The sequence below is a fragment of the Cohaesibacter marisflavi genome, assembly GCF_900115225.1.
In the GTDB taxonomy this organism is placed as follows: domain Bacteria; phylum Pseudomonadota; class Alphaproteobacteria; order Rhizobiales; family Cohaesibacteraceae; genus Cohaesibacter; species Cohaesibacter marisflavi.
Genome location: NZ_FOVR01000015.1, coordinates 99,869 through 123,031 on the forward strand (window position 1 = coordinate 99,869; position 23,163 = coordinate 123,031).

A 23,163-nucleotide genomic window follows, 5' to 3' on the forward strand; every position below is an offset into this window, starting at 1 on the left:
CTTTTTTCTGCAAACTCAAGATCTGTAGTCTGTGACCGATATTAAAAATCTGTGATCCCCTCGGCATAGAGTCGGTCCACCCAAACGCGATATCCCTTGCCATTGAGATGCAACCCATCAAAGGTGTATTTGGGGTTCAAACCCGTTTCAATGCTCAGATACGGGTTCAAGTCGATGAATTTGATGTTGTTCCTGTTGGCATATTTCACCAGAGCCGCATTCAATCTTTTGACCTTATTGTTGAATATGCGCTGGCATTTCTCCCGCGCGCACTCCAACGTGGACTGAAGCACGACCTTGATATCATTTTGCTGCAATTGCTCGGTTATGGCGACAATGTTGTCGAAGGTCTTCTTAACCGATCGGCCATGGGTCAAATCATTGATCCCCACCATGAGGTAGGCGACTTTTGGCTGGGTTTTCAGGATGGTGTCCATCCGCTGCAGGATCTGATCGGCTTTGTCTCCACCGACACCTCGGTTGGCGATTTTGATTTCGGGAACAAACTCGCTCCAAAGCCCCTGCTTTGTGATGCTATCGCCAATCATGACCACATCAACATGCGGGCTGAATTCAAGAAACAGGGAAGATCTTGGCTTTATGCGCCCAGAAGCATTGGCCCCCGCTGAAAAGCCAAGAAAAGCCACGCAAAGAGCAAAAGTCATAATTTTACGTATCATCGAAAGCCGCCTATTCGGTAATCCGATAAGAGAAGGGATGCGCCTGTTGGGAACAAAGCAGAAAATAGCGGCGCATCTTGTTTCGTTTTATCGGTTAATACACAACGCAAAACTGTGATTCCTTTTCATCGTCTCATCATTGGCTTACCGTGTATTGAAGCAAGAACTGAGCGGTGAATTTTATTGCAATCATTTTCAGCAAGAAGTCAGATAACAGTGGCGGATTGATGACAAGCCCTAAATTGAGACATTTATTATGCGCTTATTAAGTAACGATGGCCTTTATGCCGCAGATATCTTCATTCAGAATGATGGCCCGATCGTCTTCGCATTTGACAATATGAATTCGGCAGGCCCGATAGAAAACCGCGTAGGTTGGGGCTTTGATTTCATTCGCTCCAAGGATATCAACGTTATCTCCTTTCTCGAAACCAGATCAACAGCATGGTATCGCAGGACCAGCTTTTTTCACTTTCTGGACGAAATTGATAGAGCCTTTAATTTCAATCAATTTTCTTCGAGGATCAGCTATGGAGGATCAATGGGGGGATACGCCGCTGGTGCATTTGCGTCGCGCCTTAACTGCGATTCCGCAATTTTGCTCAACCCGATTTCAACGCTAAACAAACAGTTAGCGCCATGGGAACCGCGATATCCCAAGGCGAAAAAGGAAAACTGGGAAAGCTCCTTCCACGATGCGAGTGAAGGCATAATCGGCGTTTCCAAGGTTTTTCTGGTTGCTGACCCTCTTCTTGCCCCGGATCGCAAACATATTCATCGTTTTTTTCAAGCTTCGCCCAGATGCGAGTTTTATCGTATTCCCGGAGTTGGGCATGGTATGCCACGGCACATGCATTCTCTCGGCGTTTTAAAGCCCTTTGTGCTGGATATTCTCAAAGGGAATATTCCAGACAAGGTCGCCTTCTCTGCAGCGGTTCGCAATCGGCGTGACTATCTTGGCTATTATCAAGGTATTTTCTCGAATGAAAGCCTGCACCGTACTCCAATGAGAACGAAGACCCTTTCAAAAAATCTGGCAAAAGTTTTAAACAGCGACCAAGTTCCCAAACCGCAAGCAAAGAAGATGTTTGCCAGGATGACGGGGAAAAATCCAAGTCGGTTTGGCTTGTAGGGCCGTGAAGCTTTTGGAGGTGTTTTGAAGTCGCTATAGCCTTCAGTTTGGGCTGACATAGGAAAGCCGACCGGAGGCATGTCCATTCCGGTCGGCTTTGTTGTTAGATCTCGCCCCTCATTGAGAGGCACGCCGAGAGGCTAGAGCGGTAGGCGATCACGCACCAGCTGTGCCCAGTAGGAGCACCCCCATTTGATCACATCATCATTGAAATCGAATTTCGGGTGATGCAACTGGGCTGACGGGCCATTGCCCACATGGATCATAGAACCCGGCACGGCGTTGAGCATGAAGGCAAAGTCCTCACCACCGAGGGTTGGCGGCATTTCGATGCTGACGGCATCGTCACCGGAAACCGCGCGGGCGGCCTTTGCGGCATGCTCGGTTGCTTCATCATGGTTGACCATCACCGGATAGAGGCGGCGATAATCAAGCACGCCGACGCAATTGTTGCCTTCGGCAATCTGCGACACGATCTTGCCAAGGCACTCTTCAACATGGTCGCGTACGGCTTCATTCAGCGTGCGCACGGTGCCCTTGATGTTGATCTCTTCGGGGATCACATTGTAGGTGTCGTTGCTGGTGATGCCGCACAGGGAAACCACGTGGGAATCCAGCGGGTTGACCGTGCGTGCGCTCATGCCGTTGATAGACTGGATAATGGCAGCCACAGCCGGGAACGGATCGATGGCATTGTGAGGCTGAGCGGCATGGCCACCGCGACCGGTCACCTTGATGTCGAACATGTCGACCGCTGCCATGCTCGGGCCCTTGCCGGTGACGAAATGGCCGACCGGGACATCGGGAATATTGTGCATGCCATAGACTTCATCACAAGGCCAGCGCTCGAACAGGCCATCATCGATCATGGCCTGCGCGCCCGCACCGCCCTCTTCGGCTGGCTGGAAGATAACCAGCACCGTGCCATCAAAGGCGCGGCTTTCAACGAAATGTCTGGCAGCGCCCAGCAGCATGGTGGTGTGTCCATCATGACCGCAGGCATGCATCTTGCCCGGAACCTTGGAAGCGTGAGGCAGGCCCGTGGCTTCCACGATGGGCAGAGCATCCATATCAGCCCGCAGAGCTATGGTGCGGCCGGACTTGTTGCTCTGGCCACGGATGACACCAACGACGCCGGTTTTGCCCAGCCCTTCAACCACCTCGTCCACGCCAGCGGCGCGCAGCGCTTCAGCCACTTTATTCGAGGTGCGTTCAAGGTCGTAAAGCAGTTCGGGATTTTCGTGCAAATCCCGCCGAAAAGCGGTCAGATCTTCGATTTCGCGCGAAACCCAATTATCAACTGCCATATTCTTCTCTTCCTCTTCTCATTTCATTTTGTAACGGAAATCGCAGTGAGACGCGCCCTTCATGATGGTCTGGGTGCGATCCAGCTTGATTTCCGGGTTATAGCCTACGCAGAAGTCGCCGTCACGGTTGCATGACAAAAGATGGCCGATGTCGCCAAGGCCCATTTCTTTATACATTTCAGCATAGCGACAACGGGTGACGTTAAAGTCCATCTGCTCGGGTTCGGTTACCAGCGTTTCGATCTGGAGCGCATCTTCCTTGGTCCAGTTGGGAAGGATGTCGGCAAAATCGGAAAGGGTCGGGGCGTGGTCGAGCCCTTCAGCCATGGCCTTGCCCTGCTCGATAGCCGAGCGCGAGCAGGTTTCGCCGATCACAGCTTCCGCTTCTTCGCGGCCGCTGCGTTCGGTGATCACATCCAAAACATGCTTCAAGATCATTGCCTCGATGCGGCGGCGTTCCAGAATAGGGATATCGTTCATGGTCAGGTCCTGTTAGCTTTTATATTCTCGGTGGTCCTTGAATCTATACCAGAAGAGATAGTATGGGGCGATGGCGCGGCCGATGGCGTGGAACGGCAGCGCATGCGGCGTGGTGGTCGGCAGGGCCAGCGAGGCGAGATCTTCGCCGCTGGTTGCACGAGCCATTTCGCGACCTAGCGAATAGCCAAGCGCAACACCACGACCATTGCAGCCGATCCAGGTCCAGCCATTCGGGCCAAGGCTATGCACGCGTGGGAAGCGATCCCAGTTCATGGAGAGATAGCCTTCCCAGACATGGGTCATCTTGGGTGGCGCAAGCTGAGGGAAGCTGTCTGCCAGATTGTTGGCCGCCTTGCGGGCCATGCGGGCAGCGAGATCGCCAAAGCCCATGATGGCGCCGCCAGTGATCAGCCGGTTGTCGCGGTCATAATGGAAGAAGCGCAAGTCGCCGCGGGTATCAGACACCGCCTGACGTCCCGGCAAGATCGAAGCGCGCAATTCATCGCTGAGAGGTTCGGTGGACATCTGCCAGGAAGAAACCGGCACAATGGAATGAGCCAGACGGCGGTTGAGCTTTGGCACCACTTCGCCGGTATAGGCGTTGGTCGCCAAGATCAGCGCACGTGCCTTCACAGTACCCTGATCGGTCTTGACGACCCATTGGGTGCCGTCATGCTCATAGAACAAGACCGGCGTGGCTTCATAAATGGTGCCACCAGCCCGCTCCACGGCCAAAGCCAATCCGCGCGAAAGGCCGAGCGGGTTGATATGACCACCTGATGGGGCAAGCATGCCACCATACCAATGCTCGGTGCCGAGCAGATCGGAGGTAGCCTTGTGGTCGAGATAGCGGGCATCAAGGCCGAAACGCTGCCATGCATCAACGCGTTTCTGACTCAGCTTGGTGCGGCCCGGCGTGTGAGCAGGCTGGAACCAGCCGGTCTGTTCAGCATCGGCATGGGAGGTGATGTCCTCCTCGCGAATAGCATCAAACAGCACGTTGGCGGAGGCACCGATCATCTGGGCAAACAGACGCCCTGTTTCACCATAGCGCTGCACCCACATATCGGGTTCGGCTGCTGTAAGGGTCGGGATGACCTGCCCGTTGTTGCGACCAGATGCGCCCCAGCCGATGGCTTTGCCTTCCAGCAGAACCACGTCGCTGCCAGCCTTGGCCAGATGCAGGGCAGCGCCCAGCCCCGTGAAGCCGCCACCGATCACCACAGTGTCGGTTTCAATCGTCTCGGTAAGGGGGGCAGCCTGTGTACGGGCTGGCGCAGTGACGGCCCAGATGGAAGGAGGAAAAGTGACTGGGTTGCTCATGTCTTTTCTTTCATTGTTTAGACTGACCAAACGGCGTCGTTTATCTGTTAAATTCAATAGATCAGAGGGTTTGGCCCCTCTGAAGGAGGTGCGGGAAGAAGAAAAATCCCGGCATGGTGCGCACGCCGGGATGATCACTCATGTGTCTTACGACCCTTCGTGCACATGTCCGCCCAGATAGGCATCGGCCACACGCTTGTCACTCATCAGCTCGTGGGCATCGCCCTCGATGACGATCTTGCCATGCTCGATGACATATGCCTTGTCGGAAATGCGCAGAGCAGCCTTCACATTCTGCTCGACCAGAAGAACAGAATAGCCTTCATCGCGAATTCTGGTCACAAGCTCGCAGATGAAGCCCACCAATCGTGGAGCAAGACCCAGGGACGGCTCATCAAGCAGCAGAACCTTGGGCTTATGCATCAATGCGCGCCCGATGCAGAGCATCTGCTGTTCACCACCGGACATGGAGCCGGCCTGCTGTTTGAGGCGTTCCTTGAGAACCGGGAACAGGGTCAAAACATGATCCAATTCCTGTCGACCAAGCGCCCCCGCACCAAGCAACAGATTTTCCAACACGGTCATGGTTGAGAAGATCTGTCGCCCTTCGGGCGCCTGCATCACACCTCGCTCAACGATATCATGGCTTTTGAGCTTTGAGATATCCTGACCGTCGAGCAGAATCTCGCCGCCTGTGGCATGGTAGATGCCCGAGACGCAGCGCATCAGCGAGGTTTTGCCAACACCGTTGGCGCCCAGAACTGAGACAATGCCCTTTTGCGGCACCTTGACCGTCACGTCATGCAGGATATCCTGAACGCCGATCTTGAGCGACAGATTGTTGATTTCAAGAATATTGCTCATCAGTCGTCACCTCCCAGATAGGCTTCCAGAACGGCGGGATCCTGACGCACCTTGGAAGGCACGTCATCGGCGATCTTCTGGCCGGACGCCAACACCACCAAGCGCTGACAGATGCCCATCACCAGCCCCATGTCATGCTCAACAAGCATGATCGTGAGGCCCGTCTTGTTGAGATCGGTGATGAACTGGGCCAGTTCTGCCGTTTCGGAATCGTTCATGCCTGCTGCCGGTTCATCCAGTATCAACAGATCCGGATTCATCGCCAAAGCGCGTGCGATTTCGAGATATTTGCGCTTGCCGTAAGACAGGTTCGCCGCCAGATCATCGGCATGAGCCGTAAGGCCCACCTTTTCGAGCATCTCCCAGCTGCGCTCGGAGATTTCCTTTGCCTTGGCCTTGCCGCCCCAGATGGAGGAAAAGGGGCTGACCCCGATCATGCCCAATGCCCCGACGGAGATATTGTCAAAGACGGTCATGTTGGGGAACACACGCAGGTTCTGGAAGGTTCGCGACATGCCCTTGTGCGCAATCTTGTGCACTGGCAGGCCCGTGATGCTCTCACCCTTGAAGCGGACATCGCCCGAGGAAGGTGGTGTAAAACCGGAAATCAGGTTGAACAAGGTGGTCTTACCCGCCCCGTTCGGCCCGATCAAACCGCACAGTTCTCCCTCAGACACCTTGGTGGAGACATTGTCCACGGCTTTCAGGCCACCGAAGACGCGGGTCAGGGAATCAAGTTCAAGTATTGCCGTCATTTCCAACCGATCCCTTTCTCAGAATTGTCTTCCGACCATGCCGAGCCAAGCAACCTACGCGCAAAGTTGAGCGCATTCACTTCGCCGAACAGGCCCTTGGGCAGGAACAGGATCGCGCCAAACATCAAGAGACCAACGATGATGTTGCGGATATCGCCAAAATAGCGCAGCACTTCGGGCAAGAGGATCAGCAGCAGGGCACCAATCAGCACGCCCGGCAGAGACCCCAAGCCACCCACCACAACCATGGTCAGGATCAGGATCGACTGGGAAAAGTTGAAGTCGTTGGGGGAGATATAACCCGTGGTGTAGGCCCAGAGCGCCCCGGCGATGCCTGCAAAGAAGGCAGAGATCACGAAGGCCTGAATCTTCATCACGGTGACATTGATACCCATTGCCGCCGTGCACTGGTCATCCTCACGCAGCGAGCGAAGGGCATTGCCATAATAGGAATGGCTAAGGCGGTTGAGAATGAGGATCGACACCGCAGAAACGGCCGCGACCACATAATAGATCCCCAGCTCACTGTTGATGGCAACCCCGAACAGATCAATACCGTCAAACAGCATCACGCCGTTGGGGCCGTTGGTCAGTCCAACCCAGTTCTGGAAGACCAGAAACAGCATCTGACCGATACCAAGCGTCGCCACGGCAAAATAGATCGACATCAGGCGCATGGTCGGCAGCGCAACCAGAAAGGCAACGAATGCCGCCCCAAGTCCGGCCAGAGGCAAGCCGATCGTAAAGCCGATGCCATATTTGGAGCCAAGCAGCGCGGCCACATAGGCCCCCACACCATAAAGGGAGGCATGGCCCAGATGCAGCAGGCCCGCAACGCCGGTAACCAGATGCAGAGACGCGGCCAGCAGCATGAAGACGAAAGCCAGTGTGGCGATCTGGTAATAATAGCCCTTGCCAAAGCCTTCGAGCGCTAAAGGCACCACGGCGAAGACAATAACCAGAAGCAGGAGTTTGATGAGAAGCGGCTTAGACACGTTCCCTCCTTGCTCCGAAGAGCCCCTGCGGGAAGAAGATCAGCGTAGCCAGCAAGAAGGCATAGGCAACCATGTCAGACCAGACAGATGGCATGAAGCTGGTTGAAATGCTCTCGGCCAGGCCAAGGATCATGGCAGAGACCACAGCGCCCGGAATGGAGCTAAGGCCGCCCATGACCATGGCAACAAACGCCTTGATACCCGGTGTGAAGCCCATGGCGGGGAAGATGGCGCCATAATAGAGCCCGACGAGAATACCAGCCAGTGCGCCCATGCCCGAACCGATGATGAAGGTAAAAATGATCGTCCGGTCGGTATTGATGCCACAATATTTGGCACCGAGCGCATTGTTGGAAACCGCGCGAATGGACATGCCGATGGGGCTCTTCTTGAGCAGCCATTGCAATCCGGCCAGCATCAGGAGCGTGATGCCCAGAATGATCAGGTCACCATTGACGATGGTGATCGGGCCGATCTCGATCGGTTTGTTGATCAGGTAGGCCAGATCGACAGACTGGAACTGCGAGCCGAAAATCAATTCCATCGCTTCACGGGCAATGATGGACATGGCTAGGGAAGACATCAGGGTGGCTTCACGCATGGCGCGGGATTTTAGCGACGCTTCATCGGAAAACCGGCGAAATGGCCGGAAAGCAAGGCGCTCAAGACCGAAACCGGCAAAAGCCCCTGCAGCAAGAGCAATGAAAAGCACCACCAGAAGCGGCGGAGCGAATGCGGTAATGGCCATAAGACCGGCAAAGGCTCCAATCGTGTAGACTTCACCATGAGCAAAGTTCACCACATTGAGCACGCCGAAAATAAGCGTGAAACCGATCGCCATCAACGCATAAATCATACCCAGCGAGACGCCAATGGCGAGCTGCTGCAAAAAATAAGGATCGAACACTCGGTCCCCCTTTTCTCTTATTGCCACCCGCCCGAAGGCTCGGCTCCGGGCGGGATGGGGGATAGGGTTACTTGACTTCTACGAACACGCCGCCTGTGACGGTGGCTTTGGTGAGTTCCTTGAGGGGTTCACCATTTTCGTCAAAGGACGTGTTGCCGGTTACACCGGGGAAGTCTTTGGTGGCGGCGACTGCGTCACGCAGGCTCTCACGGGTAACGTCCGGATAGGCCTTGGCAACCGCAGCAAGCATGATGTTGACAGCGTCATAAGCCTGTGCTGGGAACTGCCCCGGCGCATTGTCATGGCCTTTTTTCCATTCGGAGACGAATTCGGTTACGTTGGCATCCGTACGGGTCGGCAAGAAAGTGGCAGTCAGCTTGAGGCCTTCGGCTGCTTCGCCGGCAAGCTCGATCAGCTTGTCGTTATAGGCAGCTGAGGTGGAGTAAACCGGAATGTCCGCATTGAGCTGGGCAACCTGTTTGAGGAACTGGGCACCATCTTCATAGAAGAAGCCGGTGTAAACAGCCTCAGGCTTCTGCTCTTCGATCTTGGTGATAATAGAGCGGAAGTCAGCCAGACCACGGTTGAAGAATTCGGTGTAGACGACTTCGCCACCCAGTTCCTTGAAGGGATCAACGAAGCCCTTGACCACAGACTGACCCCAGTCGGTCTGTTCAGCAATCACGGCCACCTTGGTGATACCCTGATCAATCATCCACTGGGCGTTGACGGCGCCTTCCTGATTCTGGGTGGTGATGTTGCGGAACTGCCATTTGGAGATTTTTGCAAAATCCGGATGGGAGGCTGTCTGGGAAAGCTGAACCATGCCGGAGCGCTTGTAGACCTGTGCAGCAGCCATGGAAACGGTTGAGGTGAAGTCGCCCAGTACGCCGACGATTTCGTCGTCATCGACAAATTTACGGGCGATGGTTACGCCTTCCTTGGCATCAGAGCGGGAGTCTTCATAAATGATTTCAACCGGCACATCGATCTGGCCGGAGGCGTTGAATTTGGCAAGCGCGATTTCTGCTGCGTCCTTGAAGTTCTGGCCATACTGTGCGGTGTTGCCGGTAAGGGGCAACTGGTAGCCGATCTTGATGCTGTCGGCAGCCTGGGAAGCGGCTGGAAGCATAACCGAAGCGACAGTGAGTGCCAAAAGCGTTCTGCGAGAAAATTTCATAGCTAATGTTCCCCAATGGGTTGGTAATCGGTGTACTAAGCGCCTGACTTTCATCAGGCAAAGGGAGGTGAAGCCCGTTTTAACGGGTCTGTTTTATGTCCGGTATTCCGGATCATGCATTTCGACGTCCGATTTGCCGGATCTGTCTGTATTATAAAAAGATCTTCTTCAAACTGCTTCTGCTTCAGAACCTGGTTTCACAACCAGACGGCAGCAGCCGGTGTCGCCAATCTTCCAGGTCTCGCCTTCAAAGGTGAAGCCGGCCTTGGAGAACATGCCTGCATCAATGGCACCAGCGGCCTTGCACAGCAGCTCGAGCGCTTCGCCCTTGCGACCGGCAGCAACCCAGTTGTCTTTCAACGGGCATTTATGGAATTTGATTTCCATGCCTTCATGGTCGCATTTGCGCAGTTCTGGGCCAAACAGATGGTCACGGCACGGAATGCCCTGCAGGAACTGCTCAGTGAGGCCTTCGATATTGGCCGGGCCATGGGCTTGCAACTTTTCACCCATTTCTTCTCCGAGACGATAGGTGGCATCGCTCATCAGTTCGACAGCTTTGTCGTTGCCAAAATTTTCAACCAGAACATCAAACATGAACATGTAGAATTTGGCACGCATGGCATAGGCGCCGGAAAGCTGCTCAAGTGTGATCTCGGGGGTTGTGGTCTCTTCTGACATTGGTCTCTCCAATTGTGGTCTTGTGGTTGACACCTTATGGCCTGACGTTGACGGCCATTCACATGGCCCTCTAGCGGTCCGCCAAAGGCGAAACAAGCATATATCAGGCGGGAGCTAAGGCTCGACCGTCTCTTCTTTTAGCAACAACGCTTTAAAATCAAAGCGGTTGTCCGCGCAAATGACGGAGGCTTGCGCCTCTGTTTTGATTTTTACTAAGAACAGTTTGCAAGAGCAAATTGCAACAGCGTTCTATGAATATTTTCATGCTACGCCCGCCCATACGGACGAAAATGCCTTAAAATTAGACTTGCTCAAATTTTACGCACACAAGTTTGTGAAGCGCAAATGAAATATTGTTTTCCATACAACTAAAGTAATTTTACCAAGGGCTTCGCTCAATCAAATCGCAGTCGAAACAAAGAAGGCATGTATTTCTGATAGATGCGGAAAGTCCCGGACAACCAAACGTTCGGACGGAAAGCTCCGCTCTGGCCACTGGCCATCCAAACAACAAAAACCCCTCCCATAAGCGGGGCGGCTTACGGGAAGGGTTCACTTTAAAGGAACGCGCCTTTGCGATGGAGAGGGCGAGTGAAAACGCCAGATCTGGAAATCGCGTTCCAAATCGAAAGACGACAAAGACCGCTTATTCGAATCCGAGCTTTGCACTCACATCACTGGCGACCTGTTTGATGGTCTTTTCCGCGTCCGCCCCGTCGATCACATCCACAAGGCCTGCGGCGATCATATCTGTCACGGCCACACCTTCAGACCCCGGATAGGAATACCAGGGACCCGCAAAGGCAGACACCTGAGCGTGCGCCCGTTTGGCATTCTGGTTCTTTGCATAGAAGTCGCCAAGATAGGTGTCGTCCTGCAGAACGATGGCATTGGTGGGTGCATAGCCGGTATTTTCAACGATGATCTTGGCCGCATCCGGACCCGTTACATAGCGCATATATTTCCAGGCTGCCTGCTGGCGTTTTTCATCATCGGTCAGCATGACAACTGCAGAGCCACCGGTCGGGAAGTAGATGGAGCTTTTGTCCTTGGCCGCCGTAATGAAAGGCAGAAGCGTAACATCAAAGCGATCACCGGCCCCTTCAACCATGCGCGTAAGGTAAGAGGAGCTATCGATATAGATGCCCAGCGTGCCAGCAACGAAAGCCTGACGGGCATCATTGCCGGAATAGCTTTTCATGCCGGCTTCCTTGGCGAGACGACCATAGAATTCAGCAGCCTTGACGCCTGCTTCGCTGTCGAAGGTGATTTTGGTTTCGTCTTCATTCATCGGGCGTCCACCATAGGAGCCCAGCACCGACTGAAAACGCCAGTCATGCGCAGCAATCCAAGCACCGTCAATCGTGTCGCCCAGAGCATTGATCTTGCCAGCCAGATCGATCAGGCCGTCAAAATCCTGCGGGAATGCATCCAGAGACACACCGGCCTTTTCGACCAGATCGGGATTCACATACATGACCAGCGTGGAGGCAGAGGCCGCCAGAGCCCACTGCTTGCCTTTATATTGCCCCAGAGAACGCAGAGCGCGGGTGTAGCCATCTTTCTCAAAAGCAGCTTCATCACCAATCAACCCATCAAATGGCTGGGCCAGTTCACGGGATTCCAGAATACGCCAGCGATTAAGGCCCACAAAGGCCACGTCCGGCAGGTTACCAGCAACGGATTCGCGCAGCAGACGCTGGACGCCATCGGCATAGGTTTCTGCCGGGCTGTCATACTGGATCTTGATGTCCGGATTCTTTGCCATGAAACCATCGGCCAGCTTCTGCTGAACTTCGGTCCACAATGTCGGGTTGGCATAATGCACACGCAGGGTGATGTCTTCAGCTTTTGCCGCAGCCGTGGCAAACAGGCCAGCAGCAAGAGAGGCAATGAGTAGTTTTTTCATAGTGACGTTTCCTATCCAAGATACGCAATAATTTTTCGGGTTGAGGGAAAAAGCTGGTTGCCCTCAAGTCATGCTTGTCTGGCGTTTGTTTGCCTTTACGCCGTTTTTCTTTCTTGTTCGGCTCCTTCGCACGCCAAGAACCGGCCCACAAAGAAAGCAAGGGTGCAGAGCCCGCCGCCCTATCCTTTAAGGCCGGTCATGGTGAGCCCCTGAATGAAGGCGCGCTGAGCCATAAGGAAGACGAGCACCAGCGGCGCGGTGACAATGGCAGTGGCCGCCATCAGCGGCCCGAAGCTTGAGCCCGCTTCCACATCACGGAAAAACAGAATGCCGCGCGGCGGCGTCGCCAATTCCGGACTGGATACAGCGATAAGCGGCCAAAAGAGATCATTCCAATGGGCGACCACTGAGAAGACAGCAAAAGCCGTGGCCGCAGGCCATGCGAGCGGAAAGGCAATGCGCCAGACGATGGACATTTCGCTCAAGCCATCCACCCGTGCGGCGTCGATGAGATCCTTGGGGATGGTGGCAAAGAACTGCCGGAACAGGAAAATGCCAAACACCGAGGCGATAAAAGGCAGAATCAGGGCTGCATAGCTATCCAGCAGGCGCAATTGTGACAGGCCCAGAAACAGGGGAATGGCTGTTACATGATAGGGCACCAGCAATCCGGCCAACACCATCCCCATGACAATCGCCTTGCCGCGAAAGTCCCGCTGGGTGAGCGCATAGGCGCACGGCACGGCAATCAGAATTTGCAGGATGAGAATGCCGCAGCAGACGATGATGCCATTGATGAGAAAGCGCCAGAGGGGCATCTTGGTAAAGGCCACCACATAGTTGTTCCATTCAAAATGGCTGGGCAGCAGCTGGATGCTGTCCTGAAAAATTTCGTCGGCTGGCTTTAGGGAAAGGGAGATCATCCAGAAGAAAGGCAACAGGATGATGGCTGCCCCCAGGAGCAAAAGACCAAGGCTTACGGCGCGGGAAAGGTATCGGGCAGCGATCATCGGTAATGCACCTTCTTTTCAACGATCCTTACCTGAGTCAGAGTCAGGATGAGCACGGCCACAAAGAAGACCACTGTGATGGCGCTGGAATAGCCCGCCTTGAAATAGACAAAACCCTCACGATACATCGCATAGACCAGCGTGTCGGAGGCATAGGCCGGTCCGCCCTGCGTGAGCGTTGCGACGGTTTCAAAGACGCGGAAGGAACGGGTCGCCGTTACCACCAGAACGAACAGGGTGGTGGGGCCCAACATGGGCCATGTGACGGTCCAGAAACGATCCCACCAATTGTTGGCACCGTCGATTTCTGCGGCGTCATAAAGCTGGGAGGGAATGGCCGTGAGCCCGGCCAGAAACAGCACCATATTATAGCCGATGGTCTCCCATATGCCGATGGCGGCCAACGTATAGAGCACCAGCCCGCGATCGGAGAGCCATGACTGGCCCGGAATGCCCACCAGCCCGATCAACTGATTGATCAAGCCGAGGCTGGGGTGAAGCAACATCTGGAACACCGTCGCCATGGCGACCAATGTCGCGGCGACAGGCATGAAATAAGCCGTGCGCAACATGGTCGCCAGCCTCGGGCTCCAGGTTGAAACCGACTGCACCCCAAGGGCAACAACCAGCGAGAAAATCATGGACAGCGGCATCACGACCGCAACATAGAGAAGCGTATTGGTGACCGCACGACGGCCCGTCCGGTCGGTAAAGAGGGTCACGTAATTATCAAGCCCAACCCAGTGAAAGGAACGGGCGCCAAACTGGTAATCGGTGAAAGAGAAGACCGCCACGAGAAGCGAGGGAATGAAAATGAGTACCAGCATGGCAAGGGTCGCGGGCCCTGCCAGCGACAGGGTTGTCGCGGCTTCCTTGAGGTGCGGCGCGGAGAGCTGACGGGGGGACAAAGCCATCATACGGCCTCCCCTCTTTGTCTGACCTCAAGGGGCAGCCGCTCACCACTTTCAGCCTTGAACAGATGGATCTTCTGCGGTGCGATGGATAACTGCACAACATTGCCCACCGCAGGCACAAGCGGCCCCTCCTCATCAGCAACCCGCAAGCAAATGCCTTCGGACAGCTCCACATCAAGCAATGTGTGGCCGCCCAGATAATCTACCCGCGTCACCCGGCCCTGAAGAGGGCCGTTTTCGACGAGCGCGATATTCTCTGGCCTCAAGCCAAGAATGATGTCTCCATCCCAAGCTTCAGATAGAACAAAGGCCCCAAAGGGGGACTGAAGTGCTGTGCCTACCGGTTTGACTGTCAGCAGATTGATCGGATGCTCACCGACGAAGGCCGCGACCTTGGTGTTCGCGGGTCTCGAATAGAGAATGCGCGGCGGTGCGACCTGCAAAATATGTCCTTCCATCATCACCGCTACCTGATCGGACAGGCTCATAGCCTCCGTCTGGTCGTGGGTGACATAAATGAAGGTCTTACCGGTCTGCTTATGCAACAGGCTGATTTCTTCGCGCATCTGGCCGCGCAGCTTGGTATCAAGATTGGAGAGAGGCTCATCAAAGAGAAAGGCCTTCGGGTCTCGCACCAAGGCACGCCCGACAGCAACACGCTGCTTCTGCCCACCGGAAAGCTCTGAAGGCTTGCGTTCAAGCAACTCGGTGAGGCCAAGCATGGCCGCAATCCGCTCCACTTCACGCCCGTTGGCTGCCCGTTTGCGTCGCGCAGAAGGCAACAGGGCCGTCACGAGCGGGAGCCGTTCCAGGCGGCTCATGGACCGCATCGCCAGCGGCAACCCGATATTGGCCCGCACCGTCATATGAGGATAAAGCGCATAGGACTGAAACACCATCGCGATATTGCGGAGGGTCGCGCTTTTCTCCCGCACATCTTCGCCATCAAACAACAGCGTACCAGCGGAAGGTTGATCAAGACCGGCCAGAATGCGCAACAAGGTGGATTTGCCGCATCCGGATGGCCCCAAAAGGGAGGTAAAACTCCCTTCCGGAATTTCCAGATTGATGGCATCCAGAACCGGCTTGTCATCAAATATGCGCGTCAGCGACTTGAGCTGGATCACGGTTTATCTCCGATAAATGTAAATTAATTTACAGATATCGGAGATAGATGTAAGTTTTATGACGCATCGCTCTTTGTTGATGCTGGCAGGTGGAGAAGCACGGGAACAAGAGCCTCCAGAACGGCCTCTACACTTTCCTTATGCTGCACCCCGTCAATGTCGGGAGCATGACACAGCCCGAAAACCTGCTTGCCAAACACCAGTCCGAAGGCGGCCTCACTGTGGGTGCCATATTGTCCGCCAACCGCGACCAGCGCCTGTGAGCCTTGCGCGATCAGGGCATTGCGCGCATGGCCAATCCCCGTTGCAAGCGGAATGGTTATGTAATCGTTGGCGTCGCGCCAATCGTCACCACGCAAAAAGCCCATGGTCAGCCCGCCTTGCAGAAATGCGCCGCGGCTGGCCGCTTCCATGACGCCACCGCGCCCGCCGCACAGAATTGGCACATTCAGTTCGGCCAGTTTTGCACCCAACAATTCGGCAGCTTTCAACATGTCCGCGTCAGGCTCGTTGGGGCCGATAATGCCAATGGGAATCTTTCTCGTATTCTTCTGCGCATAGACGTGTCGCACAGCTTCAAGCCCATCGATGGTCTGCCGAGCCCCCTTAGAGCCTGATACCCCTTGCGCGTCCGAAGGCATCCAACGCCAGTGCCAACTATCAAGCCAGGTTTCGTCAGACTGCCATATTGTGCCCTGATCATCGATTTGCAAATTGATCATTCCGCTTGCCTTTCCCGCAATAGGTTGTGTAGGTTATCTTACACAATAATTAATTTGGAAGATAATTTACAATTTCTTTGATGTCAGAATGACGACAGTTTGAAAATTCGGGGCGAAAGCCATGGACACCCTTTCAAAAAGACAGCAGGACATTCTCACCCTTGTGGGAGAAAGCGGCTTTGTCACCATTGAAGCGCTCGCCGACAGCTTCGGCGTTTCGGCCCAGACAATTCGCCGCGAGATCATCGCCATGGACAATGCCGGTCTGTTACAGCGCTTCCATGGGGGGGCTGGCCGGGCAGAAGGCACCAGCACCTTGCGGCTGGGTCACAATTACAAGGCCCATCAGAATCGCGAGGAAAAAGACCTGATCGCGCAGAAAGTTGCAGATCTCGTTGCACCGGGGTCATCACTCTATATTGATGTGGGCACAACCATGGAGGCCGCAGCCATACGGCTCAACAAGCTTGCGTCCCTGACCATTCTCACCAACAGCATGCGGGTTGCTGCCAATTTCGATCATACACGGCATGCGGTGCATGTGCTTGGCGGGGTCGTGGCTGGTCAGGATGGCTCTCTTGTAGGGGAACAGGCGGTTCTAAATTTGCGCGATGTGCGGCTTGATTACGCCCTGATTGGCTGCTCAGGTATTGAGACAAGTGGCAGTGTCATGGATTTCGATCAGCGCAAGATCGCCATCAAGCAGGCGGCTCTCGGGGTGGCAAGGCACAGCTATCTGCTGGCCACGGCAGGCAAGTTCGAGCGTAGCGCCTTCGCTCGCATTTGCCACAGGGACGATGTCGAAGCCGTCATCAGCTCCGACTGAACTCACCCCCCTCACAACCCGCCGAGATCTTCCTTGATGCTATCGACGATTTCGGCCCGCTGCTGCGCTGTCTTTCCGGCATGGGCTGCATAGGTCAGAGCCAGAAGGCGGATCGCGCTGCTGACAGCGGTATGCGACGCGCCAAGAGCAAAGCTTGATACATGGCAGGGCAACACCACCTTGGAAACCCGCTGCATTTCAAACAGGGATGTCCGGTCCGTGATGGTGACAACATTTAGCCTGCTGGTCTTGGCATAGTTCAAGATCGATTTGAGCAGCGTCGACCGTGGTGGCAGGGTGATCAACAACAACACGTCCTTGGGGCCAGTCATGGCCAGATCTTCAGCCCATGACCCCTGATTGATGCCCAGAATCATGACGCCGTGCCGCAAGCGGGAGAAGATCAGGCGCGCATAGCGAGCAATGCCTTCCTCTGTACCCAACCCGAGCACCCAAATGCGCGGAGCGTTGTCGATCAGTTCGGCCGCTTCGCGCACCTTGTCAGAACGCAATTCTTCAAAAGTGCGTGTCAGATTCTTCAATTCAAGCTCCAGATGGGCGCCAATGGCACGACCCATGGCCACTTGTTCAGAATTGGTTACAGACAATTCGTAAGGCTCGGACTGGTTCCGCTCTTCACGGGCTTGCAATTTAACTTCGTTGAAATCGGCATAGCCCAGATGCTGGAAGAAACGCGCAGCGGTGGCCTTGGAAACCCCTGCCATTTCAGCAATTTCGGTCGCCGAGTGCGTGAGGATGTCATCTTGCCGATCCAGGATGAGGCTCGCGAGCTTTTTCTCTCCGGCAGTCAGCCTTGAGTATCTTTCCTGAATTCTCAGCACGAGGCGTGATGCCATGAAACCCTCCGATTCTTGTTCGTCTCATAAAAAAAGATTAGCAGCCCTCTTGCAATAATGAAACAACAGTTTCATGATTATGAAACCGAGAAACAAGGAGGCAGAATGAGTCAATCCCGTCTCATACGCAAAGGCATATGGCAGCGACTGAAAGATGTCGCACGGGCTGACGCGCGCTTTCATCTCGATTTTTCCGAAGTGATCCCCGATTTCGACGGCTCTGAGCAGGCAACCGAACGGGTTCTGCAAAATGACGCCTTCAAGGCCTGTCGCTTCGCATTCGTGACACCTGACAATTCCCTTACGCTTTTGCGCCAACGCATGATCGAAGCGGGCATACCGCTGGTCATGTCCACTTTCAATATCCGGCGTGGATTTCTCTATCTCGCGCCGGGCGTCGTGCCCAAGGGAGCCGAGCTTTATGCTTCATGGCTTGAGGGCATGGAGCATTTCGCCACCCCCATTTCGCTGGAAGGCATTGCGCAAAAGGGGAGTTTCGATTTTGCCGCCACCGGCGCATCTGCTGTTTCTTCCAAAGGCATCCGCTTTGGCAAGGGGCACGCCTATTTCGATCTGGAATGGGGCATGTTCACAGATCTCGGCCTGATGGAAGAAACAACGCCTGTCGCTTCCATCGTGCATGATGTGCAAGTGACAGACGAAACCGTCATCGCCAGCGATCTCGACATCGCCATCGATATGATCGCCACACCGGAGAAGCTGATCCGGGTTGAGAGAAACGAGCGCCGGCCGCGCGGCATCCGCTGGGATCTCTTGAGCAAAGAGCAAATAATGGACATTCCGCCTCTGGCCGAGTTGGCTCGGATCAGGGGTGTTTTTTAAAAAGACCGCTATCCTTCCCGAGACAAATGGAGACACTGATCATGAGACTTGCTCTGGACAGACGCCGATTTCTTTCCCTGATGGCCGCAGGCGCAGCCCTGCCAACCATGGGCCGCTTTGCCAGCGCTGCAAGCCCTTTCGCCTTTCAGGCTTCCTGGATCAACGATGCCGAATTCACCGGCTATTTCGTTGCCATGGACAAAGGCTATTATGCTGAGGAAGGCCTGGACCTTTCCTATGCTTCCGGCGGACCGGATGTCATCCCTGAAAGCACCATCATCGCAGGCAAGGCTGATCTGACGCTGACGACGCCGGACACCACCATCAAGGCGATTGCCGAGCAGGGCGCACCGTTCAAGATCATCGGTACCCAGTATCAAAAGAACCCGATCGGTATCGTGTCGCTTGCGTCCAACCCGATCAAGAGCCCTGAAGATCTCATCGGCAAAACCCTTGCCGTGCCGCCGGTCAACGTGATTTCCGTTGAAGCCATGCTGAAAATTTCCGGTGTGGATCGCTCCAAGATCAACATCGTGCCTTATGCCTATGATCCAACACCGCTGATCAAGGGCGAAATCGACGCGTCTCTCGATTTCACCACCAACGTGCCTTTCACCATCAAGCAGGCCGGTGCTGATGCGACCTCCTTCCTGCTCTATGATTTCGGCTTCACCATCTTTAACGACACGGTCGTGGTCACCGAAGAAACCCTCAAGAGCAAGCGCAAGGAACTGGTTTCCTTCCTGCGTGCCTCTCGCAAAGGCTGGGAAGAAAATCTCAAGGACACCACTGTCTATCCACCGAAATTTGCGGACAGCTGGTTCAAGGGCACGGGCCGTTCCATCGAGAATGAACTCTTCTTCAACGAAGCTCAGAAGTCTCTGATCGAAGCGGAAGGCGGCATCTTCTCCATGAGCGAAGAAGCCATCGAAGCCAACATCAAGGCGCTGGCAGAAGTGGGCATCGCGGCCAAACGCGAGTATTTCGATACCTCTCTGCTGGAAGAAATCTAATGAATGCCGAGCACGGTATAACAATCAATCAGGTGTCGCGGTCCTTTACGGGCCGCGGCACACTCGTTCAGGCGCTGAGCGATGTGTCCCTTGACTGTCCGGAAGGCTCCTTTACGGCGCTGATCGGGCCGTCGGGCTGTGGCAAGTCTACCTTGTTGCGGCTGGCTCTGGGGCTTGACGCACCTGATTCTGGCCAAGTGCTTATTTCCGGCATGACACCGCAGGCCGCTGCCAAGAGCGGCAAGACCGGCGTCGCCTTTCAGGATGCCGCGCTGATGCCCTGGCGCACCGTGGAAGACAATATCCTGTTGCCTCTGGACGTCCTCGGGCGCAAACGGAGCGCTTATCACGACGAAGTGGCCAAGCTGGTCAAGCTGGTCGGGCTAGATGGCTTTGAAAAGGCCCTGCCTGGTGAATTGTCTGGAGGCATGCGCCAGCGCGCAGCGATTGCCCGCGCCCTCGTCACCCGCCCCGAAATCCTGTTTCTTGATGAGCCCTTTGGGGCTCTTGACCAGATCCTGCGCCGACAGATGAATGTAGAGCTGCAACGCATCTGGATGGAAAGCAACGCCACCACCCTGTTGGTAACCCACGGCATTGATGAAGCCATTTTCCTTGCAGACCGCGTGGTTGTCATGCAGAGCAAACCCGGTCGGATCAGCCGCATTATCGATGTGCCGTTTGATCGTCCGCGTACGCCGGATCTATTTGCACATCCAACCTTCCACGCCTTGGAAAAGGAAATCGCGGAGGCACTGGATGGCCACTAAGACGCCCGCCGCCAAGACCGAAAGTGTTCTCTCTTTGCGGCAGAAGCTGGCCCGCTATTCGACCGTGCGCAACTGGCTGTTGCTGCTTGTCTTCTGGGAGATCATCGGACAATTGCGGCTGGTTGCTGATGGAGCATTGCCAGCACCGTCTGCAATTCTGGCCCGCATGTGGGTTGATTGGGCCGACTATCCGCCACATATCTGGGCCACTCTGGAAGGTGCAGGAGCAGGTTTCCTCATCGGCAACGCTGTGGCAATAGCGGCGGGTGTGCTGTTTGCCACCTTCCCCCTTACACAGCGGCTGGCACGCGGGGTTAATGTGGCGCTGTTTGCGCTGCCCCCTATTGCCGTTTCACCGATCCTCGTCATTACCTTTTCTGACATGACACCGCGTATCATTCTGGCGGCGATCGGCTGTTATTTCGTAACCATGAGCGCCACTGTTACCGGCATCCAGCAGACAGACCGACGTATTGTCGATGTCGTGCATGCTTATGGTGGGCGGCAATGGAAAACCCTTATCTATGCCCAGATGCGCAGCGCCATTCCAGCCATTCTATCCGGGCTCAGAGTCGCAGCCCCGAATGCGGTTCTGGGATCTATTCTTGCAGAATTCGGCGGAGGTGGTCGGTTTGGACTTGGAGTCTATCTGATCGGATCACTCGGCCGGGGCGAGCCCGATCGACTGTGGGGTATCGGTCTTTCGGCAACAGTGATTGCCGGGCTCGCCTACCTTCTTTTCTCTCTCATCGCCACGCGCCTGACTGGCACCTCGAAGGCTGTTACCGTGCCTGCAAGCCCTCCGGCGCCCAAAGCGGAGAAGAGTATGGTACTCACGTTAGCGCTCGGCACCGTTTCTTTTGCCCTGCCGTTCCTTTTATGGTGGCTTATGCTCGCCATCATGGGCACCCCCGCCATGATCGCCAAGACACCGGTTGGTCTGTTTGACTATCTCTTCATGATGCCCAGCAGTCTTGTTAGTCTTGGCAAGCTGGCTACAGCGCTCGGCCAGACGCTGCCCATGACCATGGTCGGCATGGCGGTTGGCCTGTCCTTCGCCTTTGCGCTGGCGCTCTGCTCAGTGCTTTATACGGCCATCATCCGCGGCTTCATGCCCGTTGCGCTTGTCACCCAGACCATGCCTTTGGTCGCACTGACACCATTGCTGGTCCTCATTCTGGGGCGCGGCCCTTCGCTAATCCTCTGGATCACCGTGTCAGTGACCTTCTTTCCGGCCTTTGTTACCATGGCACAAGGTCTGTCCATGGTGTCGCGGGCTGCTATTGAGGTGCCCAAGGCATATGGCGCCGGACCGTTCAGACAACTCTGGCTGGTTTCGATTCCTGCCTCCCTGCCCTATCTCTTCGCTGCAACGAGACTGGCCGTTCCCCGCGCTCTTTTGGGCGTAATGATTGCCGAATGGCTCGCCACCGGCAAAGGCCTTGGCAATCTGCTCAACCAATCCCGCGGATATCTGGACTATGGCATGATCTGGTCGGTTTCCGTGGTTTCAGTTCTCATATCCGTTCTTTTCTATCAAATCGTAGTCGCCATAGAACAGCGCGTACTTTCAAAGCGCGGCATGGCACCTGCCCAATAAGACATCACGGAGCTTCAACATGGTGGATATTGTTGATCACAAAATCAAAGTCCGCGAACGCGTTTGGCGCGAATTGCGCAAAGTTGCCGTCCCCGATAGCCGATTTCATTTCGATTTTGGTGAGTTCATCGCCGATTTTGAGGGTGGTGAAGAGGCTGTACAGCGGCTCGTGGACCATGAATTCTATCAGAATTCGAATTACATCTTCATCACGCCGGACAATTGCCTCGATCGCCTGCGCCTAAAAGCGCTCGAAGATGGCAAGAAAGTTCTGATGACGACCTATTCGATCAAGCGCGGCTTCTGGCTGCTGGATCCAGCAAAAATCGCAACCGAGCTCTATCTCTATGCTTCTACACTTGATGGCATGGAGCGGGTTGGACAGCCAGTAAGCCTCAAGGATCTCGCAGACATGCCGAAGGTGGACTATATGGTCACCGGCACAGGCGCCATCAACACCAAGGGCATCCGCTTTGGCAAGGGGCATGGCTTCTTTGATAGCGAATGGGGTATGCTTTACCAGATCGGGCGGATCTCGACCGATACCCCCTCGGCTGCAGTCGTCCATGATTGCCAATTGCTTGAAGAAGAGCTGACACCGGATGTCTATGACACCGTCGCTGATGCCATTTTCACCCCAACGCGCACAATTACGGTAGACGGACCGCACAAACCGACTTGCGGTATTCTTTGGGATCGTCTTGATCCAGTCATGTATGAAACCATCCCACCGTTGCAAGAGCTTAAGGCCATGGGCTTCTGATGCCCGACTTCATTTTCAATTCAACTTCGTGAAGAGTCCCCGCAGAACTCTTGACACCAAAGGAAAGCCCACAGGATTGTTTCGTGTGGGCTTTTCTCATGCTTGGGGCAACACGGATTCCTGAGCCTATATATATTGTCCATATACGCAAAACCCCCCCGGCTTATGGAGCACGGGGGGTTTTTGAATGTTTGTTATTAGCAGGCCCGGCAGCGACCTACTCTCCCACGTCTTAAGACGGAGTACCATTGGCGCAGAGGATATTAACGGCCGAGTTCGGGATGGGATCGGGTTTGGTGTCCTCGCCATAACCACCGGGCCGGCGAATAACAAACAGAGAAGCTGGTTGAGCTACCGGCGTTTTGCTAGAGCAAAAAGCGCCTATCGCTTAGTTTTAGCACTTTTGCGGAGCAAAAGTAGCCTTGAATGAATATAGACAAATGAGAGTAATCAAGCCTATCGAGCTATTAGTATCAGTAAGCTTCGCACGTTACCGCGCTTCCAC

At 54.9% G+C, this 23,163-nt stretch carries 23 protein-coding genes and 1 rRNA gene; 7 read left to right on the forward strand and 17 right to left on the reverse strand.

Annotated features, from left to right (window positions below):
• Positions 1-41: 41 nt before the first annotated feature.
• A complete protein-coding gene (locus tag BM258_RS20815; protein ID WP_090075167.1) occupies positions 42-680 on the reverse strand; it encodes a GDSL-type esterase/lipase family protein in 639 nt (212 codons plus the stop codon).
• A gap of 256 nt (positions 681-936) precedes the next feature.
• On the opposite strand from BM258_RS20815, the gene BM258_RS20820 reads away from it, so the two are divergent.
• Positions 937-1,812, forward strand: coding sequence for an alpha/beta fold hydrolase (locus BM258_RS20820; RefSeq protein WP_090075168.1), 876 nt, complete (start codon positions 937-939; stop codon positions 1,810-1,812).
• Positions 1,813-1,952: 140 nt separating this feature from the next.
• Here BM258_RS20820 and BM258_RS20825 read toward each other — a convergent pair whose 3' ends face one another.
• The 14 genes from BM258_RS20825 to BM258_RS20890 form a co-directional block, all read right to left on the reverse strand.
• Positions 1,953-3,119 (reverse strand): M20 aminoacylase family protein, encoded by a 1,167-nt coding sequence (locus BM258_RS20825; protein WP_090075169.1) that lies wholly within the window; start codon positions 3,117-3,119, stop codon positions 1,953-1,955.
• Positions 3,120-3,137: 18 nt separating this feature from the next.
• On the reverse strand, positions 3,138-3,599 hold the full coding sequence (locus BM258_RS20830) for an L-2-amino-thiazoline-4-carboxylic acid hydrolase (protein WP_090075170.1): 462 nt from the start codon (positions 3,597-3,599) through the stop codon (positions 3,138-3,140).
• A gap of 12 nt (positions 3,600-3,611) precedes the next feature.
• Positions 3,612-4,922 carry an NAD(P)/FAD-dependent oxidoreductase gene (locus BM258_RS20835; protein WP_090075171.1) on the reverse strand — a complete coding sequence of 437 codons (1,311 nt, stop codon included), beginning with the start codon at positions 4,920-4,922 and terminating at the stop codon, positions 3,612-3,614.
• A 147-nt stretch (positions 4,923-5,069) separates the two neighbouring features.
• Positions 5,070-5,786 (reverse strand): ABC transporter ATP-binding protein, encoded by a 717-nt coding sequence (locus BM258_RS20840; protein WP_090075172.1) that lies wholly within the window; start codon positions 5,784-5,786, stop codon positions 5,070-5,072.
• A complete protein-coding gene (locus BM258_RS20845) occupies positions 5,786-6,541 on the reverse strand; it encodes an ABC transporter ATP-binding protein (protein ID WP_090075173.1) in 756 nt (251 codons plus the stop codon). The genes BM258_RS20840 and BM258_RS20845 overlap by 1 nt, the downstream gene beginning before the upstream one ends.
• The gene (locus BM258_RS20850) at positions 6,538-7,536 is read right to left on the reverse strand and encodes a branched-chain amino acid ABC transporter permease (RefSeq protein WP_090075174.1); all 999 of its coding nucleotides are present in this window, start codon (positions 7,534-7,536) and stop codon (positions 6,538-6,540) included. Before BM258_RS20850 ends, BM258_RS20845 begins: the two co-directional genes overlap by 4 nt.
• Positions 7,529-8,443, reverse strand: coding sequence for a branched-chain amino acid ABC transporter permease (locus BM258_RS20855; protein ID WP_090075175.1), 915 nt, complete (start codon positions 8,441-8,443; stop codon positions 7,529-7,531). The genes BM258_RS20850 and BM258_RS20855 overlap by 8 nt, the downstream gene beginning before the upstream one ends.
• 67 nt (positions 8,444-8,510) lie before the next feature.
• A complete protein-coding gene (locus BM258_RS20860) occupies positions 8,511-9,623 on the reverse strand; it encodes an ABC transporter substrate-binding protein (protein WP_090075176.1) in 1,113 nt (370 codons plus the stop codon).
• 168 nt (positions 9,624-9,791) lie between these two features.
• Positions 9,792-10,304, reverse strand: a complete 513-nt coding sequence (locus tag BM258_RS20865) for an L-2-amino-thiazoline-4-carboxylic acid hydrolase (protein ID WP_090075177.1) — start codon at positions 10,302-10,304, stop codon at positions 9,792-9,794.
• 646 nt (positions 10,305-10,950) lie between these two features.
• On the reverse strand, positions 10,951-12,213 hold the full coding sequence (locus tag BM258_RS20870; protein WP_090075178.1) for an ABC transporter substrate-binding protein: 1,263 nt from the start codon (positions 12,211-12,213) through the stop codon (positions 10,951-10,953).
• Positions 12,214-12,392: 179 nt separating this feature from the next.
• A complete protein-coding gene (locus tag BM258_RS20875) occupies positions 12,393-13,223 on the reverse strand; it encodes a carbohydrate ABC transporter permease (RefSeq protein ID WP_090075179.1) in 831 nt (276 codons plus the stop codon).
• Positions 13,220-14,140, reverse strand: a complete 921-nt coding sequence (locus BM258_RS20880) for a carbohydrate ABC transporter permease (RefSeq protein WP_090075180.1) — start codon at positions 14,138-14,140, stop codon at positions 13,220-13,222. Before BM258_RS20880 ends, BM258_RS20875 begins: the two co-directional genes overlap by 4 nt.
• Positions 14,137-15,264 carry an ABC transporter ATP-binding protein gene (locus BM258_RS20885; protein WP_210186829.1) on the reverse strand — a complete coding sequence of 376 codons (1,128 nt, stop codon included), beginning with the start codon at positions 15,262-15,264 and terminating at the stop codon, positions 14,137-14,139. The genes BM258_RS20880 and BM258_RS20885 overlap by 4 nt, the downstream gene beginning before the upstream one ends.
• Positions 15,265-15,320: 56 nt before the next feature.
• On the reverse strand, positions 15,321-15,986 hold the full coding sequence (locus BM258_RS20890; RefSeq protein ID WP_090075181.1) for an SLOG cluster 4 domain-containing protein: 666 nt from the start codon (positions 15,984-15,986) through the stop codon (positions 15,321-15,323).
• A gap of 121 nt (positions 15,987-16,107) precedes the next feature.
• Between BM258_RS20890 and BM258_RS20895 the strand changes: the two genes are divergently transcribed.
• Entirely contained in the window at positions 16,108-16,812 is a 705-nt protein-coding gene (locus tag BM258_RS20895; protein ID WP_090075182.1) for a DeoR/GlpR family DNA-binding transcription regulator, read from the forward strand.
• Between the two features lie 11 nt (positions 16,813-16,823).
• Here BM258_RS20895 and BM258_RS20900 read toward each other — a convergent pair whose 3' ends face one another.
• Positions 16,824-17,669, reverse strand: a complete 846-nt coding sequence (locus BM258_RS20900; protein WP_090075183.1) for a MurR/RpiR family transcriptional regulator — start codon at positions 17,667-17,669, stop codon at positions 16,824-16,826.
• A 105-nt stretch (positions 17,670-17,774) separates the two neighbouring features.
• On the opposite strand from BM258_RS20900, the gene BM258_RS20905 reads away from it, so the two are divergent.
• The 5 genes from BM258_RS20905 to BM258_RS20925 are packed head-to-tail and all read left to right on the forward strand — an operon-like array spanning position 17,775 to position 22,658.
• On the forward strand, positions 17,775-18,512 hold the full coding sequence (locus BM258_RS20905; protein WP_090075193.1) for a 5-formyltetrahydrofolate cyclo-ligase: 738 nt from the start codon (positions 17,775-17,777) through the stop codon (positions 18,510-18,512).
• Positions 18,513-18,553: 41 nt separating this feature from the next.
• Entirely contained in the window at positions 18,554-19,525 is a 972-nt protein-coding gene (locus BM258_RS20910) for an ABC transporter substrate-binding protein (protein WP_090075194.1), read from the forward strand.
• Entirely contained in the window at positions 19,525-20,295 is a 771-nt protein-coding gene (locus tag BM258_RS20915; RefSeq protein WP_090075184.1) for an ABC transporter ATP-binding protein, read from the forward strand. Before BM258_RS20910 ends, BM258_RS20915 begins: the two co-directional genes overlap by 1 nt.
• Complete coding sequence (locus BM258_RS20920) at positions 20,285-21,895, forward strand: ABC transporter permease (RefSeq protein WP_090075185.1); 1,611 nt, start codon at positions 20,285-20,287, stop codon at positions 21,893-21,895. The genes BM258_RS20915 and BM258_RS20920 overlap by 11 nt, the downstream gene beginning before the upstream one ends.
• Positions 21,896-21,914: 19 nt before the next feature.
• Positions 21,915-22,658, forward strand: coding sequence for a 5-formyltetrahydrofolate cyclo-ligase (locus tag BM258_RS20925; protein WP_244544798.1), 744 nt, complete (start codon positions 21,915-21,917; stop codon positions 22,656-22,658).
• A 204-nt stretch (positions 22,659-22,862) separates the two neighbouring features.
• Here the strand turns inward: BM258_RS20925 and rrf are convergent.
• Positions 22,863-22,977: ribosomal RNA gene (gene rrf / locus BM258_RS20930) — 5S ribosomal RNA — on the reverse strand.
• Between the last annotated feature and the right edge of the window lie 186 nt (positions 22,978-23,163).

Excerpts from the sequence above, each read along its gene's own strand:
- BM258_RS20815 (WP_090075167.1), bottom strand. The coding sequence starts at position 680 with ATGATACGTAAAATTATGACTTTTGCTCTTTGCGTGGCTTTTCTTGGC.
- BM258_RS20820 (WP_090075168.1), top strand. The coding sequence starts at position 937 with ATGCGCTTATTAAGTAACGATGGCCTTTATGCCGCAGATATCTTCATT.
- BM258_RS20825 (WP_090075169.1), bottom strand. The coding sequence starts at position 3,119 with ATGGCAGTTGATAATTGGGTTTCGCGCGAAATCGAAGATCTGACCGCT.
- BM258_RS20830 (WP_090075170.1), bottom strand. The coding sequence starts at position 3,599 with ATGAACGATATCCCTATTCTGGAACGCCGCCGCATCGAGGCAATGATC.
- BM258_RS20835 (WP_090075171.1), bottom strand. The coding sequence starts at position 4,922 with ATGAGCAACCCAGTCACTTTTCCTCCTTCCATCTGGGCCGTCACTGCG.
- BM258_RS20840 (WP_090075172.1), bottom strand. The coding sequence starts at position 5,786 with ATGAGCAATATTCTTGAAATCAACAATCTGTCGCTCAAGATCGGCGTT.
- BM258_RS20845 (WP_090075173.1), bottom strand. The coding sequence starts at position 6,541 with ATGACGGCAATACTTGAACTTGATTCCCTGACCCGCGTCTTCGGTGGC.
- BM258_RS20860 (WP_090075176.1), bottom strand. The coding sequence starts at position 9,623 with ATGAAATTTTCTCGCAGAACGCTTTTGGCACTCACTGTCGCTTCGGTT.
- BM258_RS20865 (WP_090075177.1), bottom strand. The coding sequence starts at position 10,304 with ATGTCAGAAGAGACCACAACCCCCGAGATCACACTTGAGCAGCTTTCC.
- BM258_RS20870 (WP_090075178.1), bottom strand. The coding sequence starts at position 12,213 with ATGAAAAAACTACTCATTGCCTCTCTTGCTGCTGGCCTGTTTGCCACG.
- BM258_RS20875 (WP_090075179.1), bottom strand. The coding sequence starts at position 13,223 with ATGATCGCTGCCCGATACCTTTCCCGCGCCGTAAGCCTTGGTCTTTTG.
- BM258_RS20880 (WP_090075180.1), bottom strand. The coding sequence starts at position 14,140 with ATGATGGCTTTGTCCCCCCGTCAGCTCTCCGCGCCGCACCTCAAGGAA.
- BM258_RS20890 (WP_090075181.1), bottom strand. The coding sequence starts at position 15,986 with ATGATCAATTTGCAAATCGATGATCAGGGCACAATATGGCAGTCTGAC.
- BM258_RS20895 (WP_090075182.1), top strand. The coding sequence starts at position 16,108 with ATGGACACCCTTTCAAAAAGACAGCAGGACATTCTCACCCTTGTGGGA.
- BM258_RS20900 (WP_090075183.1), bottom strand. The coding sequence starts at position 17,669 with ATGGCATCACGCCTCGTGCTGAGAATTCAGGAAAGATACTCAAGGCTG.
- BM258_RS20905 (WP_090075193.1), top strand. The coding sequence starts at position 17,775 with ATGAGTCAATCCCGTCTCATACGCAAAGGCATATGGCAGCGACTGAAA.
- BM258_RS20910 (WP_090075194.1), top strand. The coding sequence starts at position 18,554 with ATGAGACTTGCTCTGGACAGACGCCGATTTCTTTCCCTGATGGCCGCA.
- BM258_RS20915 (WP_090075184.1), top strand. The coding sequence starts at position 19,525 with ATGAATGCCGAGCACGGTATAACAATCAATCAGGTGTCGCGGTCCTTT.
- BM258_RS20920 (WP_090075185.1), top strand. The coding sequence starts at position 20,285 with ATGGCCACTAAGACGCCCGCCGCCAAGACCGAAAGTGTTCTCTCTTTG.
- BM258_RS20925 (WP_244544798.1), top strand. The coding sequence starts at position 21,915 with ATGGTGGATATTGTTGATCACAAAATCAAAGTCCGCGAACGCGTTTGG.